The organism is Acinetobacter populi, from assembly GCF_002174125.1.
GTDB lineage: Bacteria > Pseudomonadota > Gammaproteobacteria > Pseudomonadales > Moraxellaceae > Acinetobacter > Acinetobacter populi.
On record NZ_NEXX01000007.1, the window covers coordinates 1 to 14,254 of the forward strand.

General features: G+C 44.7%; 13 protein-coding genes. 1 reads left to right on the forward strand and 12 read right to left on the reverse strand.

Annotation, left to right across the window (positions count from 1 at the left end; genetic code table 11):
- Positions 1–434, reverse strand: a 434-nt coding sequence (locus tag CAP51_RS15525; protein ID WP_087621676.1) for a CoA-transferase, incomplete at its 3' end; no start/stop codon positions are given.
- 2 nt (positions 435–436) lie between these two features.
- Positions 437–1,120: a 3-oxoacid CoA-transferase subunit A gene (locus CAP51_RS15530; protein ID WP_087621677.1), complete on the reverse strand. Its 684-nt coding sequence runs from the start codon at positions 1,118–1,120 to the stop codon at positions 437–439.
- A 275-nt stretch (positions 1,121–1,395) separates the two neighbouring features.
- Here CAP51_RS15530 and pcaU point away from each other — a divergent pair, with 275 nt between their 5' ends.
- Positions 1,396–2,205 carry an IclR family transcriptional regulator PcaU gene (gene pcaU, locus CAP51_RS15535; RefSeq protein ID WP_087621678.1) on the forward strand — a complete coding sequence of 270 codons (810 nt, stop codon included), beginning with the start codon at positions 1,396–1,398 and terminating at the stop codon, positions 2,203–2,205.
- A gap of 54 nt (positions 2,206–2,259) precedes the next feature.
- On the opposite strand, the gene nuoN is transcribed toward pcaU, so the two are convergent.
- From nuoN to nuoE, 10 genes are read right to left on the reverse strand one after another with little or no spacing between them, the layout of a single operon-like run.
- Positions 2,260–3,729 carry an NADH-quinone oxidoreductase subunit NuoN gene (gene nuoN / locus CAP51_RS15540; RefSeq protein WP_087621679.1) on the reverse strand — a complete coding sequence of 490 codons (1,470 nt, stop codon included), beginning with the start codon at positions 3,727–3,729 and terminating at the stop codon, positions 2,260–2,262.
- A 3-nt stretch (positions 3,730–3,732) separates the two neighbouring features.
- Complete coding sequence (gene nuoM, locus CAP51_RS15545) at positions 3,733–5,349, reverse strand: NADH-quinone oxidoreductase subunit M (RefSeq protein WP_087621680.1); 1,617 nt, start codon at positions 5,347–5,349, stop codon at positions 3,733–3,735.
- Position 5,350: 1 nt separating this feature from the next.
- Positions 5,351–7,264: an NADH-quinone oxidoreductase subunit L gene (gene nuoL / locus CAP51_RS15550; protein WP_087621681.1), complete on the reverse strand. Its 1,914-nt coding sequence runs from the start codon at positions 7,262–7,264 to the stop codon at positions 5,351–5,353.
- Positions 7,261–7,569: an NADH-quinone oxidoreductase subunit NuoK gene (gene nuoK, locus CAP51_RS15555; RefSeq protein ID WP_087621682.1), complete on the reverse strand. Its 309-nt coding sequence runs from the start codon at positions 7,567–7,569 to the stop codon at positions 7,261–7,263. The genes nuoL and nuoK overlap by 4 nt, the downstream gene beginning before the upstream one ends.
- Positions 7,569–8,108 carry an NADH-quinone oxidoreductase subunit J gene (gene nuoJ, locus CAP51_RS15560; protein WP_171294816.1) on the reverse strand — a complete coding sequence of 180 codons (540 nt, stop codon included), beginning with the start codon at positions 8,106–8,108 and terminating at the stop codon, positions 7,569–7,571. The genes nuoK and nuoJ overlap by 1 nt, the downstream gene beginning before the upstream one ends.
- Positions 8,108–8,671 carry an NADH-quinone oxidoreductase subunit NuoI gene (nuoI, locus tag CAP51_RS15565; protein WP_087621684.1) on the reverse strand — a complete coding sequence of 188 codons (564 nt, stop codon included), beginning with the start codon at positions 8,669–8,671 and terminating at the stop codon, positions 8,108–8,110. The genes nuoJ and nuoI overlap by 1 nt, the downstream gene beginning before the upstream one ends.
- 13 nt (positions 8,672–8,684) lie before the next feature.
- A complete protein-coding gene (gene nuoH / locus CAP51_RS15570) occupies positions 8,685–9,695 on the reverse strand; it encodes an NADH-quinone oxidoreductase subunit NuoH (protein ID WP_087621685.1) in 1,011 nt (336 codons plus the stop codon).
- A 2-nt stretch (positions 9,696–9,697) separates the two neighbouring features.
- The gene (gene nuoG / locus CAP51_RS15575) at positions 9,698–12,397 is read right to left on the reverse strand and encodes an NADH-quinone oxidoreductase subunit NuoG (protein ID WP_087621686.1); all 2,700 of its coding nucleotides are present in this window, start codon (positions 12,395–12,397) and stop codon (positions 9,698–9,700) included.
- An 11-nt stretch (positions 12,398–12,408) separates the two neighbouring features.
- Positions 12,409–13,740 (reverse strand): NADH-quinone oxidoreductase subunit NuoF, encoded by a 1,332-nt coding sequence (gene nuoF / locus CAP51_RS15580; RefSeq protein WP_087621687.1) that lies wholly within the window; start codon positions 13,738–13,740, stop codon positions 12,409–12,411.
- Entirely contained in the window at positions 13,737–14,246 is a 510-nt protein-coding gene (nuoE, locus tag CAP51_RS15585; RefSeq protein WP_087621688.1) for an NADH-quinone oxidoreductase subunit NuoE, read from the reverse strand. Before nuoE ends, nuoF begins: the two co-directional genes overlap by 4 nt.
- Between the last annotated feature and the right edge of the window lie 8 nt (positions 14,247–14,254).

Sequence of the window (14,254 nt, forward strand, 5' to 3'; positions counted from 1 at the left end):
ATAAACACTTTCTTGGCCCCCACAGCCAGATCCATGGCACCACCAACCGCAGGAATGGCGTCTTTGGCTCCAGTATGCCAGTTGGCCAGATCACCATTTTCAGCAATCTGGAATGCACCTAATACTGCGATATCCAAGTGTCCACCACGCATCATGGCAAAGGAATCACCATGATGGAAAAAACAACCACCTTGTAACATGGTGACATATTCTTTTCCGGCATTGATCAATTCCGGATCTTCCTCACCTTTGGCTGGTGGTGGACCAAAAGCCAGCAACCCATTTTCGGAATGTAAAAACACATCTTTATCGGACGGTAAATAACTGGCAATTTTGGTTGGTAAACCAATACCGAGATTGACATAAGCACCATCGGGAATATCTTGTGCCACACGCTCAGCAATTTGATCACGGGTCAGTTTGGTATAGCTCATTTTTATGCTCCTTGACCTTGTGATGTACCCACAGCCACCACATGTTGTACAAAAATACCCGGGGTGATGATATGTTCCGGATCAAGTGCGCCCAGTTCTACCACTTCTGAAACCTGAGCAATGGTAATATCAGCAGCCATCGCCATAATCGGACCAAAATTCCGTGCCGATTTACGGTAAACCAGATTGCCCCAGCGATCACCCTGTTGTGCCTTGATCAGGGCAAAGTCTGCTTTGATCGGATATTCCAGTACATAGTCTTTGCCATCAATATGACGGGTTTCCTTGCCTTCAGCCAATAATGTACCAAAGCCGGTTGGGGTAAATACTGCACCCAATCCCATACCGGCAGCCTGAATACGGCAGGCCAGATTGCCTTGCGGTACTAACTCAAGCTCAATTTTGCCGGCATGATAGAGTTCATCAAATACCCAAGAATCGGATTGACGTGGAAAAGAACAAATGATTTTACGGACTGCACCGGTTTTTAACAGTTTGGCCAGACCATAGTCGCCATTACCGGCATTATTATTAACGATCACCAGATCCTTGACACCCAATTCGATCAAACCATCAATCAATTCGGCGGGTTGTCCTGCTGTGCCAAAGCCACCTATCATGATGGTTGCTCCATCTTTTATCTGGGACAATACTTCCGAAAGAGAAGCCTGGCTTTTATCAATCATGGGGTGACTCCATTACACAACAAAAAATTTGTTTGGAATGCAAATACAAATTGAGTAATCAGTACTATGCAACTAGTAAACTTTTAATCTCTAATCCTGAGTATTTTACTTAACATTCCGTTATGCTCATTTTTTATAATTTTGTTCTGAAATACTAGTCACTATGCCGGTTTTTGTTCGATCATTAGTAATTAAATCTAATCATCGAACATTTTATCCTGATTTTAACGTATATTAATATGGTGACTTAGGATGGATAAAGTAAGGATATATACATGACCACGGAAAAATTGATCTTCAATCATGAAAATAAAAAAACCATTCGCCATGAGGATTTTATTGCCGGAATCAGTAAAGGCATGGCAATTTTAGACAGCTTTGGTACCGATCGACATCGATTGAATATTTCCATGGCAGCTGAAAAAACCGGGATGACCCGTGCAGCAGCAAGACGCCATTTGCTCACACTGGAATATCTGGGCTATTTAGAATCTGATGGACATTATTTTTATTTAACACCCAAAGTCTTAAAATTTTCCGGTGCTTATCTTGGTGCCGCACAATTACCAAAAATTTCACAGCCCTTGTTAAATCTACTGACCAATCAAACATCACAAATTTTTTCGGTGATGGTGCTTGAAAGTTATGAAGCAATCACCATCGCACGAAGTGCCGCTCACCAACAAACAGATCGGGTCAATCCTTATGGTTTACATCTGGGCAATCGCTTACCTGCACATGCCACCTCGGCAGGTAAAATTTTATTGGCACATTTATCAGAACAGGAAATTCTGGAATGGCTGGAAAAATATCCGCTTCAACGTCTAACTAAATACACACATACCGATAATAATCAGTTTTTAGCACTCTTAGAGGACATTCGAGAACAGGATTGGTGCTATTCCTGTGAGGAACATGAACTTGGTGTACATGCCTTGGCGGTACCGGTTTATAACCGTTTTGGCAAAGTGGTGGCAGCGCTGAATATTGTGTCGCCCAGTATGCGTACCACACAAGACTATCTGATTGAAAATATTCTGCCACTATTACAAGACACAGCAAGGGAACTTCGACAATTGCTTTAAGCATAAAAAAACCAGCGATATGTCACCGCTGGTTTTGTAAAACATCGATTTAAATTATCGCACTACAGCAATTTTTGCAGCTTCGGCAAAGTTTAATAAAGGTTCCGGATAAACACCGAGTACCAATACCAGTAATGCTGCAAGTAAGACCATTACTCCACCCGCAGTTTTACCCCAGTTACCTTGTGCATCAATACGTGGTACATCAGGTGCTGTCATATACATCACCACCATCACACGCAGATAATAGTACAAACCGATACCACTACCGACAATGATCATTGCAGCCAGGAACCAGTTGGTTGCAGCAACCGCAGCCAATACCACCACAAATTTTGCAATAAAGCCGGCGGTTAATGGAATCCCTGCAAGCGATAACATCATCACGGTCAAAGTTGCCGTCAAAATTGGACGACGCCAGAATAGACCGCGATAATCTGCCAGACTTTCTGCCTCATCCAGATTATTGTATGGACTTGACATCAAGGACACTGCACCGAAAGCACCAATTGTTGTCAAAACATAGGTCGCAATATATACGGTAATAGTACTAACACTGGATACATCGGTACTCACCAATGCCACCAGTAAATAACCAAAGTGTGCAATGGATGAATACGCCAGAATACGTTTAATGTTGACTTGTGTGACCGCCAGCAGGTTACCAGCAACGATAGAGAGTACTGCGATAACTGTTAATACTGTCATCATACCTTCCAGTACCAGCGTACCGGAAGTCAGGATATAGCGTAACAACAGACCAAGCATGGCAACTTTTGACACAGTGGCAAGGAAAGTTGCCATCGGTGTTGGCGCACCTTGATAAACATCAGGGGTCCATTTATGAAACGGTGCCAATGACAATTTGAATGCACAGGCAAATAACACCAATGCCAGCCCCATCACCACCAGTGGTTCATGCAGGACTTCAATAATTTTGAGTGCAGAACCAGTAAAGGACATTTCGCCTGTATAGGCATAGACGTAGGCAAAACCCATTAACAACATGGCAGATGCAGTCGCAGACAGCACCAGATATTTAATCCCTGATTCCAGTGATTTACCACGCTGATAGGTATAGGCCAACATGCCATAAACCGGAATAGACATCAATTCCAGACTGATAAAGAACGAGGCATAATGGGTACTAGATACCATTAACATTGCACCCGCTACAGAACTCAATAATAAAATATAAAGTTCTTCTTTATTGTCTTTATAGCTGTCGATATAGGCATGTGAGAGTGTACAACATGCCAGTGCTGCGACCAGAATCATCAGCATGTAAATATGTGCAAATGGATCTACAGTAAATAAACCCATGACATTTGCTGGTGCTACACCAACCCATAAATCACGCAGAATCACGAATGCAGAAAGGTTTAAACCAATCACACTCACTGTTGCGGCAAGCGTATGGTTGCGTTTGAGCGCAACCAGAAGCATGACGATGATCGCTGTCACTGCCACGATCATCACAGGTGCTAATGGCAATAGCTCCGAAAATGAAATTGTGAAGTTCATGGCTTATTGGATCTCCGTAGGGTTAAGATGAGCAATAGGCTCAGCCACAGTACCAATATGTGTACCAGCCTGCGGCAAATAGCTATTTACGATCCATTCCATGCTTGAATTTGATACATCAAGTATGGTTTGCGGATACAGACCCAACCATACCAAGCCCACCACAGCAACCATCAAAATGCCGATTTCACGAGCAGACAAATCTTTCAATGGTTGGCTGTAATGTTGGGCTTGCTCTGCATTCGGTTCACCAAACAAAGCACGGTGAATCAGAATCAGACCGTATAAGCCGGCAAATACCAGACTCACCGCAGCGATAATAGTAAATACAGGATAGATACTGAATGCACCCATCAGGATCAGGAATTCACCAATAAAGTTACCTAGACCCGGAATACCCACAAGGGCTGCCACAAAGAACATTAGGAAGAATGGTAAATAACGGAACTGACCACGCATACCACCCATCAAACGCATATCACGGGTATGTAAACGCTCATAAATCTGACCGCACATAATGAACAATGCCGCAGAAGACAGACCATGTGCCAGCATCATCACCATCAGACCCTGATAACTCAGAATATTACCGGCATAGATAGCCAATAATACAAAGCCCATATGTGAAATAGAGGTATAGGCTAGCAGGCGTTTCATATCGGTTTGCTGATATGCACACCATGCACCGTAGAAAATACCAATCAAGCCAAGGATAATGGCGATATTGGCAAATTCAGCCGAAGCTTCTGGGAAGAATGGAATGGTAAAACGAATTAAACCATAGGCCGCAGTCTTGATCAGAATCCCTGCCAAGTCAACAGAACCGGCAGTAGGTGCCTGTGCATGTGCATCCGGCAACCAGCCATGTAACGGGAATACTGGAAGTTTCACCGCAAAACCGATGAAGAAGCACAGCATTAACGCATAATCCAAACCATGCGGAATTTGTGTTCCCAGCAAATCCATATAGTCAAAGGTAATACGTGCAGTTTCAGGTGTTAGCTGTAATTGCTGAGTATAGTTGATCAATACCAGTGCCAAAATACCGACCAGCATGATCAAACCGGCAACCTGAGTATAGATAAAGAACTTGGTTGCAGCATAGACACGGGAACGACCATTCGAACCCTTGTGCCCCCATAGCGCAATCAAAAAGTAAATCGGTACCAGCATCATCTCCCAGAAGAAGAAGAACAGGAACATATCGATTGCGAGGAAGACCCCAATAACGCCGCCCAAACTCCATAACAAGTTCAGGAAGAAGAAACCTTCATTCTTTTGAATTTCAGACCACGAGCAACCCACTGCCATGACACCGAGTAAGGCAGTCAAGGCAACCATTAGCATGGACAAACCATCGGCAGCCAAATGAATGCTAATACCGAAAGTTGGAATCCATTGCACCTGAAACTGTGCAGCCCATTCCGGTACAGCACCTTGTGGCACAAATTGATAGTTACCGGTTTGCCACAATACCACTGACAAACCAAGGGTAATTAGCATACCAATCAGTGCAATCCATTTTGGCAGTGTTGAACTGGTTTTATCTGCAATCCAGCATAAAAACCCTGCAATAAATGGAACAAGAATCAGTGCGGGAAGAAGTAAATTGTTATCCATCTTATACCCCCACCTGAGTAATGACGAGGATGATCAATAACACCACAACCCCTAAACCAATACTCGAAGCGTATTCACGTAATGAACCAGTTTGACGCCAGCTCGTAAATTTATGACCACCTTTTACCAGCGCAGGCAGCACAAGCCATAAACCATCGATCGGATCACGTCCCAATAGACGTGCCATGAATAAATATGGTTTTACAAACACGATGTCATATAAGGCATCAAAACCGAATGCAGTACGCCAGATATGTGCGATACCCGCACCAAATGAAGTATTTGCAATATTTTTTACGCTACCGTATGCAAACACAAACAACACTACACCCAATAACAAGCCAGCCAAAGCAATACCGACAGCCAGATGTTCTGCACCATGTACTGCATGTTCCAGACTTTCTGGGATAATGAATGCAGGAATTTTGGCAGAATTCAGCAAGCTTTCCACAGGTGCTTTTAATAAACCACCCACGCCAGTAGAAAGAACCAGTAAGATCGACAATGGTCCCCAATAGGTCACGCCCTTGATTTCATGTGCATGTGTTTTTTCCTGACCAAAGAATACCAGCCAAATTAAACGGAAGGTATAAATTGAAGTAAGGAAAGCACCGATCACACCAACCCAGTATAAAGTGTTATACAGTGGTAAGTTGGCCATCGTTGCATGGGCATAGACCGCACCCAGAATCGCATCTTTGGAGAAGAACCCGACGGTAATAAATGGAAGCGCAGCCAAAGCACCGCCACCAACCACAAAACAGGCAAAGACAAATGGAATCTTTTTCCACAGGCCACCCATTTTGAGAATGTTTTGCTCGTGATGACATGCCAAAATCACCGCACCGGAAGACAAGAATAATAATGCCTTGAAGAATGCGTGTGCCAGCATATGGAACAAACCAGCCTGATAGGCTTCTGCACCAACCGCCATAAACATATAACCGAGCTGACTCATGGTCGAGTAAGCCAAAATACGTTTGATATCGGTTTGTACCAGTGCCGCAAAACCAGCAACCAGCAATGTAATCGCACCAACAATTGAGATAAATTGTAAAATCTCAGGCGCCATTTCAAACACGCTGAATAAACGGCTGGTTAAATATACCCCGGCAGTGACCATCGTTGCTGCATGGATCAATGCAGAAACTGGTGTCGGACCTGCCATCGCATCGGCAAGCCAGGTTTGTAATGGAATTTGTGCAGATTTACCCGCAGCACCCAGAAACAACATCAATGCTGTCCAGAATGCAATATTGCTATCGGTTAATACTGTAGATGCATGGTCAACAATGGTACGAATATCCAAGGTACCAAACTGCTGATACAACAGGAATAATGCAATCAGCAAAAATACATCACCCACACGGGTCACAGTGAAGGCTTTAATTGCCGCCCAACCATTGGCAGGATTGGCATAATAAAAACCAATCAACAGGTATGAACACAGACCTACACCCTCCCAACCCAGGAATAACAACGCAAGGTTATCACCCAGTACAAGCACCAACATGCTTGCCACAAACAGGTTGAAATAAGAGAAGAAACGCGCATAGCCTTCTTCACCACGCATATACCATGATGCGAAAATATGGATCAGAAAACCTACACCAGTAATCATACCGGTCATCAATAATGACAAACCATCAAGATGTAAGCCTATCGCCGGTGCAAAACCACCAACATTGAACCATGTCCATAAATGCTGATTAAAACCCAGCACCGTAGAATCTGCTGGCAAAGCAGCTTTGACATTGTAAAAATCAATACCTGCAAACAGTGCAGCCAGTGCAGACAACCCCACTGCCCCAACACCAATCACTGCTGCTACATTTTCAGAGAGCTTATCACGCCCTGCCGCCAATAAGATAAAACCAATTAGCGGAAAAAGAATTGTTAAATATAAATAACTCATCCGCGCATCTCACTAGCTGCATCCACATCCAAGTGATGGAAGCGGTGATAAAACTGAAGTACGATCGCCAAACCGATACAGGCCTCTGCTGCTGCAAGCGTCAGAATAAAGATAAACATAATCTGTCCATCCGCCTGTCCCCAAGCACTACCTGCCAGTACAAACGCCAGTGCTGCCGCATTCATCATCACTTCAAGACTCATTAGGATGAACAATACATTACGACGCACCATGACACCGCAGAATCCTAAAGCGAATAAAATCGTCGCAAGGATTAAGCCATGCTCTAAAGGAATATGTCCCATTAGCCTTGCTCCTTCTTGTCTTCGCTATAATTTTCACTCTGCCCATCACCTAAGCCACGTTTCCCCAGATGGTAAGCAGCCACCAATGATGCAAGTAAAAGCAATGCAGCCACTTCTACCAATAATAAATATTTGGTAAATAGGGCGATACCCACCTGTTTTGGACCAATCAATTGTTGTCCCATCACAGCATCGGTTGTGCTATGGCTCAATGTCCATACCAGAATCAATCCCATGATAAAACTCATGGCTGCCGGATATGCCCAAGTTTCAGAAGTCAACCAGGATTTTTCCTGAGCAACCGTATGTGAGCCAAGGTTGAGCATCATTACCACGAATACGAACAACACCATGATCGCACCCGCATAAACAATGATTTCCAGTGCACCGGCAAACGGTGCACCCACGATAAAGAAAATACCCGCAACTGCAAGTAAGGAAATAATCAAACTTAACAGAGCATGTACAGGATTCGAGTTGGTAATCACTCGAATCGTAGAGATAATGGCCACAAGAGCCATTAAGTAAAATGGCCACATCATGGTAATAAGCTCCGTGTATCAATCGGTGCACTTTCTTTTTGTGCCTGACCTTTTTCTTTACCTGCCACAGCCATACCTGTTACACGATAAAAGTTATAATCCGGATATTTACCTGGACCAGAAATGAGTAAGTTTTCTTTCTCATACACCAGATCCTGACGCACATATTCACCCAGCTCAAAATCCGGTGTTAGTTGAATCGCAGTGGTTGGACATGCTTCTTCACACATTCCGCAGAAAATACAACGTGAGAAATTGATACGGAAAAATTCCGGATACCAGCGACCATCTTCTTTTTCTGCTTTTTGCAGAGAAATACAGCCCACCGGACATGCCACAGCACATAAGTTACAGGCCACACAACGCTCTTCACCATCCGGATCACGGGTCAGTACGATTCGTCCACGATAACGTGGCGGAACAATATCTTCACCCTTCACTTCCGGATATAAAATGGTGTCACGCGGACGTGTTGCATGGCTGAACACCATCCATAAAGAACGTACAATCGTTCCTGCACCAATTACAACCTTCCCTAAGGAAGCTAATATTTTAATCATTCTTCCTGCCTCCTTAGTTCAACCACAGAATAACTGCGCCGGTCACCAGTAAATTTACAAGTGCCAGTGGCAAGCATATTTTCCAACCGAAGTTCATCACCTGATCATAACGCGGACGAATTAACGAACCACGCGCCAGGATAAACATCATCATAAAGAACAATGTTTTGATCACGAACCAGAAGATTGGTGGAATAAATGGAATTTCGAGATTAAACGGCGCAAGCCATCCACCGAAGAATAATGTGGTCATCAATGCAGAAATCAGGATGATGTTGACATATTCGGCAACGAAGAACATCCCCCATTTCATACCACCATATTCGACGTGATAACCTTCTGCCAGTTCCTGCTCGGCTTCCGGTTGGTCAAATGGATGACGGTGTGTTACTGCAACACCAGCCACCACAAAGATGAGGAAACCTAAAAATTGTGGAATCACAAACCAGACATCACGCTGCGCTTCAACAATTTCACGCAGGTTGAATGAGCCGGCAATCGCCACCACACCCATTAATGAAATCCCTAAAAAGACTTCATAAGAAATGGTTTGTGCCGCAGAACGTAAACCACCAAGTAAGGCGTATTTGTTATTGGAAGACCAGCCACCAAATAACACTGCATAGACAGCAATACCAGCCATTGCCATAAAGAACAATAGGCCAATGTTCATGTCTGCCACACCCAGTGATGGACTCACCGGAATCACCATAAAGGATAATACCGCAGTCGCCATCGCCACCGCAGGTGCCAAACGGAACGTCAATTTATCAACAAATTTAGGCGTCCAGTCTTCTTTAAACATGATTTTCAACATGTCGGCAACGATCTGGAACATCCCGAAAGGACCAACACGGTTTGGACCGTAACGGTCTTGCCATAAACCGAGCAAACGACGCTCGATAAATGACATCAACGCAGCCATCACGACAACGACCAGCAAGATCACAATCGCCTGAATCACCAAAAAGGCAGTTTCATAGCCTGCAACCCAAGTCGGCAGAACGCGTAAAGATTCGTTCATGATTACACTCCTACCGCTTGTGCTTCGACTGAGATTGCTACAGGTTCGGCAAGAGATACTGTAGGTGCCTGACCAATCGGATAACCAATATAACCCGTTGGTAAGTATTCAATCACCTGAATCGGCAAGTTCACAATGCTGTCACCTGCTTTTACTGTAATACGCTGACCATCCTGCAAATTCAAGCGTGCTGCATCCTGTTCCCCAACTGCAAAAACAGCTTCGGGAATACGAGATTGCATGGCAGGTGTTTTCACCGTAAATTCACCTGAAGCAAAAATATGATGCATCGGTACCAGACGGAAAACATCCGGATTTTCAACGACAGCATTTGGTGCCACATAACTACGCGCAGGACGTTTTGGCAAACGATCAAATAAACGCACGCCAGAATCACCGCCTTTTAAGTGACCACCAACTTCATCCTGATATTTATTCCAGGATTGTGGTGAGTTCCAACCCGGTGCCCATGCAAATGGAATCAGTGAAGATTCTTTTTGTGGACCAACATAACCTTCCATAGAGAAAGTCAAGGCAGAATCAACATCAACCGGCTGTTTGGGTTCATGCACAGAAATAGGTGCACGCATTGCGGTACGACCAGAATAACGGCGTGGTTCACGAGCAATTTTCAGACCATGAATACGATAATTGGCATCAGGTGCAACCTCACGTACAGCTTCCAGTTGCGGTGTAGAACGCGCCACATCTTCAATCACATGATCCAGCAAGGTCCATGAAATCTCACGACCATCCAGTTCAGTTTTAATGGCATGCAACCAGCGCCAAGATTCCTTGATCACATATTCAGGTTTGTAATAAGCAGGATCATAAACTTGGTAGAAGCGTTGTGCACGACCTTCCTGACTCACGACTGTACCATCACCTTCGGCAAAGCTGGCCGCAGACAAGACATAATCAGACGCTTTTACTGTTTCGGTTTCACTGTGATCCAGTGTAATGACACATTGTGCTTTATTGAGCGCAGCTTTAACTTGTACCGCAGGTAAACGACGGAAAAGGTCATTTTCGATAATCACCACTGTGTCGTAATCTTGTGCAAATGCCTGTTCCAGACTTAAACCACCGAAAATTGCCAAGCCCATTGAATTGACTTCTGGTACAGTCAGGCTTAAGCCAGCAGGTTCACCCAAGGCTTGTGCAACTGCTGCTGCTGCCTCGATGATTGCCGGATCCTGTAAACTGGTGCCTGAAATCACCAATGGTTTTTTCGCAGCTTTTAAGGTATCTGCCATAGTTTGTGCAAATGCTTTTGCATCATCAGCCAAACCAGTCAGTGTTTCACCTTTTAATGCAGCAGCCACGGCAAAACCTAAACGGGCAATATCATTCGGCGATGCAACCACTTCTGCTTCTGCAATATCAGACAAGCGAGTTTGTGTTGCTGCCAGAATATACACTGGTGATTTGGCATGTTGTCCGATACGTTGTACCGGTTCTGCCAGCCATTCCTGTGTGCGTTTTTCCGCTGCCATTTGCTTGGCTTTGTTTTTTGCTGCCTGACGTACCGACAATGCCATACGTGGTGCAGTCTGGGTTAAATCTTCGCCCAGAATCAATACCGCATCGTAGCTTTCTACTTCACGCATACCAGGATTATAAATCCCTTCACTTTGCATGATGTCCGCAGCCAGTTCCACCAGAGATTGTTCTTTCTGACTCATCCCAGTGGAGTAATGCTCACGTCCTACCAGTTCACGAAGTGCATAGTTGGATTCCAGACTGGCACGTGGTGAACCAATACCGAGGACTTTTTTGCCTTTTAAGTTGAGTAACACCTGATCCAGTGCTTCATCAGTGGATAAAGTCACCACATTGCCATTGGCACGTAATTGTGGCTGACGTGGACGATCGGTACGGTTGACATAACCAGTACCAAAACGTCCTTTATCACACAGGAAGTATTGATTGACTTCACCATTAAAACGGTTTTCGACACGACGTAATTCACCATAGCGTTCACCCGGTGAAATATTACAACCGGAAGAACAGCCCTGACATACGCTAGGCGCATACTGCATGTCCCATTTACGGTTATAACGTTCGGAATGAGTTTTATCGGTAAATACACCTGTTGGACAAACTTCGGTCAGGTTGCCTGAAAATTCCGATTCCAGCGTACCTGATTCAGGACGGCCAAAATAAACCCGAGATGCATTGGCATACACACCAAAGTCGGTGCCGCCAGCATAATCCTTGTAGTAACGCACACAACGATAGCACGCGATACAACGATTCATTTCATGTGCAATAAACGAACCCAGTTCCTGATTATGATGGGTACGTTTGGTGAAACGATAGCGACGACGATCATGTTGTGTCATCACTGTCATATCTTGTAAATGACAATGACCACCCTCTTCACACACTGGACAATCGTGTGGATGGTTGGTCATTAGTAATTCAACAATCGAAGCACGGAAATCAACTGCTTCTTTGTCTTCAATCGAAATATAGGTATTGTCAGCCGCTGGTGTCATACATGACATCACCAGACGTCCGCGTGTGTCTTCAGGATTTGCATACTGCGTGACTGCACATTGACGACAAGAACCAACTGAACCTAAGGATGGGTGCCAACAAAAATAAGGAATATCAATCCCCAGAGACAAACATGCTTGTAGCAGGTTCTCTGAGCCATTGACCTCATATTGTTTTCCATCGACATGAATTGTAGCCATAGTCGAATTCCTTAAACTTGTTCAACGTGGCTGGCTTGAGCAACCGGACGATTGGTCACTTTTGCTTCAAACTCGCTACGGAAATATTTTAATGCACCCATTAACGGTTCCATTGCACCGGGCGCATGGGCACAGAAGGTTTTACCAATCCATAATTTTCTGGTGAGTTCCTGAAGATGCTGTATATCTTCCATGGTGCCGTCACCATTTTCGAGGGCTTTAAGTGCTTTTACTGCCCATGGTAAACCATCACGACATGGGGTACACCAGCCACAGGATTCACGTGCAAAAAACTCTTCAAGATTACGCACTGCGGAAACCATACACTGGGTTTCATCAACCACCATCAGCAGGCATGTCCCCAAACGTGAACCTGCTTTCATGATACTTTCCGAGTCCATCGGCAGATCAATGTGCTCTGCGGCAAGAAAGTCGGTCGATGCACCACCCGGTAACCATGCTTTAAGTTTCAGACCATCGCGCATACCGCCGGCATGCTCTTCGATCACTTCACGTGCGGTAGTACCAAATGGCAATTCCCATAGTCCCGGGAAATTGACTTTACCGGAAGCACCATAGATTTTTGTGCCTGGATCTTTGGATTTACCAGCCGATAAGCCGATATACCATTCTGGACCACGGAGCATAATCGCTGGCAAGTTATTATAAGTTTCCACGTTATTCACGATGGTTGGGCGACCCCATGCACCTGCAACCTGCGGAAATGGTGGTTTGGTCCGTGGATTGGCACGACGCCCTTCCAGCGAGTTGATCAATGCGGTTTCTTCACCACAGATATAACGTCCTGCACCGGTATGCACATGTAAGTCAAAATTCCAGCCAGTTCCCAGAATATTTTCACCGAGATAACCTTTGGCACGAATTTGTTCCAGTGCTTCATTCAAATACTTCGCCGCTTCAATATATTCACCGCGAATAAAGATATAGCCCTGAGTCGCTTCAAGGGTATAACCTGCAATCAACATACCTTCAATTAATTGATGTGGCAAACGCTCCATCAACAAGCGGTCTTTAAAGGTTCCAGGTTCCATCTCATCGGCATTACAGATCAAATAGCGCGGACCACCGTCATTCGGTGCCATCAACGACCATTTGATTCCGGCAGGGAAACCTGCACCACCACGCCCTTTGACTGTAGCAGCTTTCACTACTTCCAGTACTTCTGAAGGTTGCATGGCAATGGCCTTTTTAAAGCCAGCATAACCTTCCAGTGCTTCATAATCATCTGCACTGCGAACATGATCCTGTTTGCTTAAACGCCATGTTAAAGGATGCGTTTCCGGATTGCCGTCGCCATAAATCGGTTTTGGTTCAGTATTCATACATACTTCTCCAATAACTGTTTGACCGAAGATACAGCAACTAGACCATGTGTATCTTCATCAATCATAAGTGTTGGTCCTTTGTCGCAATTACCCAGACAGCAAATTGGCAACAAGGTAAAACGTCCATCGGCAGTGGTCTGACCAAACTGGATACCCAGTTCACGCTGGAATGCTTCTGCCAGTGTTTCAGCACCCATCAGAAAGCAGGCGATAGAATCACACAATAAAATCACATGACGGCCTACGGGACGACGGTAGATGCGGTTATAGAATGTTGCCACACCTTCAAGATCTGCCACAGTAATACCCAGCAGTTGTGCAATGGCATTCACCTGTGCATCATCAACCCAGCCATTACGGCGCTGTACACATTTCAAGGCATCCAGTGACGCTGCACGTGGATCCGGATAATGGTGAATGTGATGATCAATCTCGTGAATTTCTTCACTGGTCAAAATCCCTTCCACATTCACACGAGGCTTTTTATCAGTCAAAATCATCATAATACGTT

Coding starts and splice junctions, on each gene's coding strand:
- CAP51_RS15530 (WP_087621677.1), bottom strand. CDS start 1,120: ATGATTGATAAAAGCCAGGCTTCTCTTTCGGAAGTATTGTCCCAGATA.
- pcaU (WP_087621678.1), top strand. CDS start 1,396: ATGACCACGGAAAAATTGATCTTCAATCATGAAAATAAAAAAACCATT.
- nuoN (WP_087621679.1), bottom strand. CDS start 3,729: ATGAACTTCACAATTTCATTTTCGGAGCTATTGCCATTAGCACCTGTG.
- nuoM (WP_087621680.1), bottom strand. CDS start 5,349: ATGGATAACAATTTACTTCTTCCCGCACTGATTCTTGTTCCATTTATT.
- nuoL (WP_087621681.1), bottom strand. CDS start 7,264: ATGAGTTATTTATATTTAACAATTCTTTTTCCGCTAATTGGTTTTATC.
- nuoK (WP_087621682.1), bottom strand. CDS start 7,569: ATGGGACATATTCCTTTAGAGCATGGCTTAATCCTTGCGACGATTTTA.
- nuoJ (WP_171294816.1), bottom strand. CDS start 8,108: ATGTGGCCATTTTACTTAATGGCTCTTGTGGCCATTATCTCTACGATT.
- nuoI (WP_087621684.1), bottom strand. CDS start 8,671: ATGATTAAAATATTAGCTTCCTTAGGGAAGGTTGTAATTGGTGCAGGA.
- nuoH (WP_087621685.1), bottom strand. CDS start 9,695: ATGAACGAATCTTTACGCGTTCTGCCGACTTGGGTTGCAGGCTATGAA.
- nuoG (WP_087621686.1), bottom strand. CDS start 12,397: ATGGCTACAATTCATGTCGATGGAAAACAATATGAGGTCAATGGCTCA.
- nuoF (WP_087621687.1), bottom strand. CDS start 13,740: ATGAATACTGAACCAAAACCGATTTATGGCGACGGCAATCCGGAAACG.
- nuoE (WP_087621688.1), bottom strand. CDS start 14,246: ATGATGATTTTGACTGATAAAAAGCCTCGTGTGAATGTGGAAGGGATT.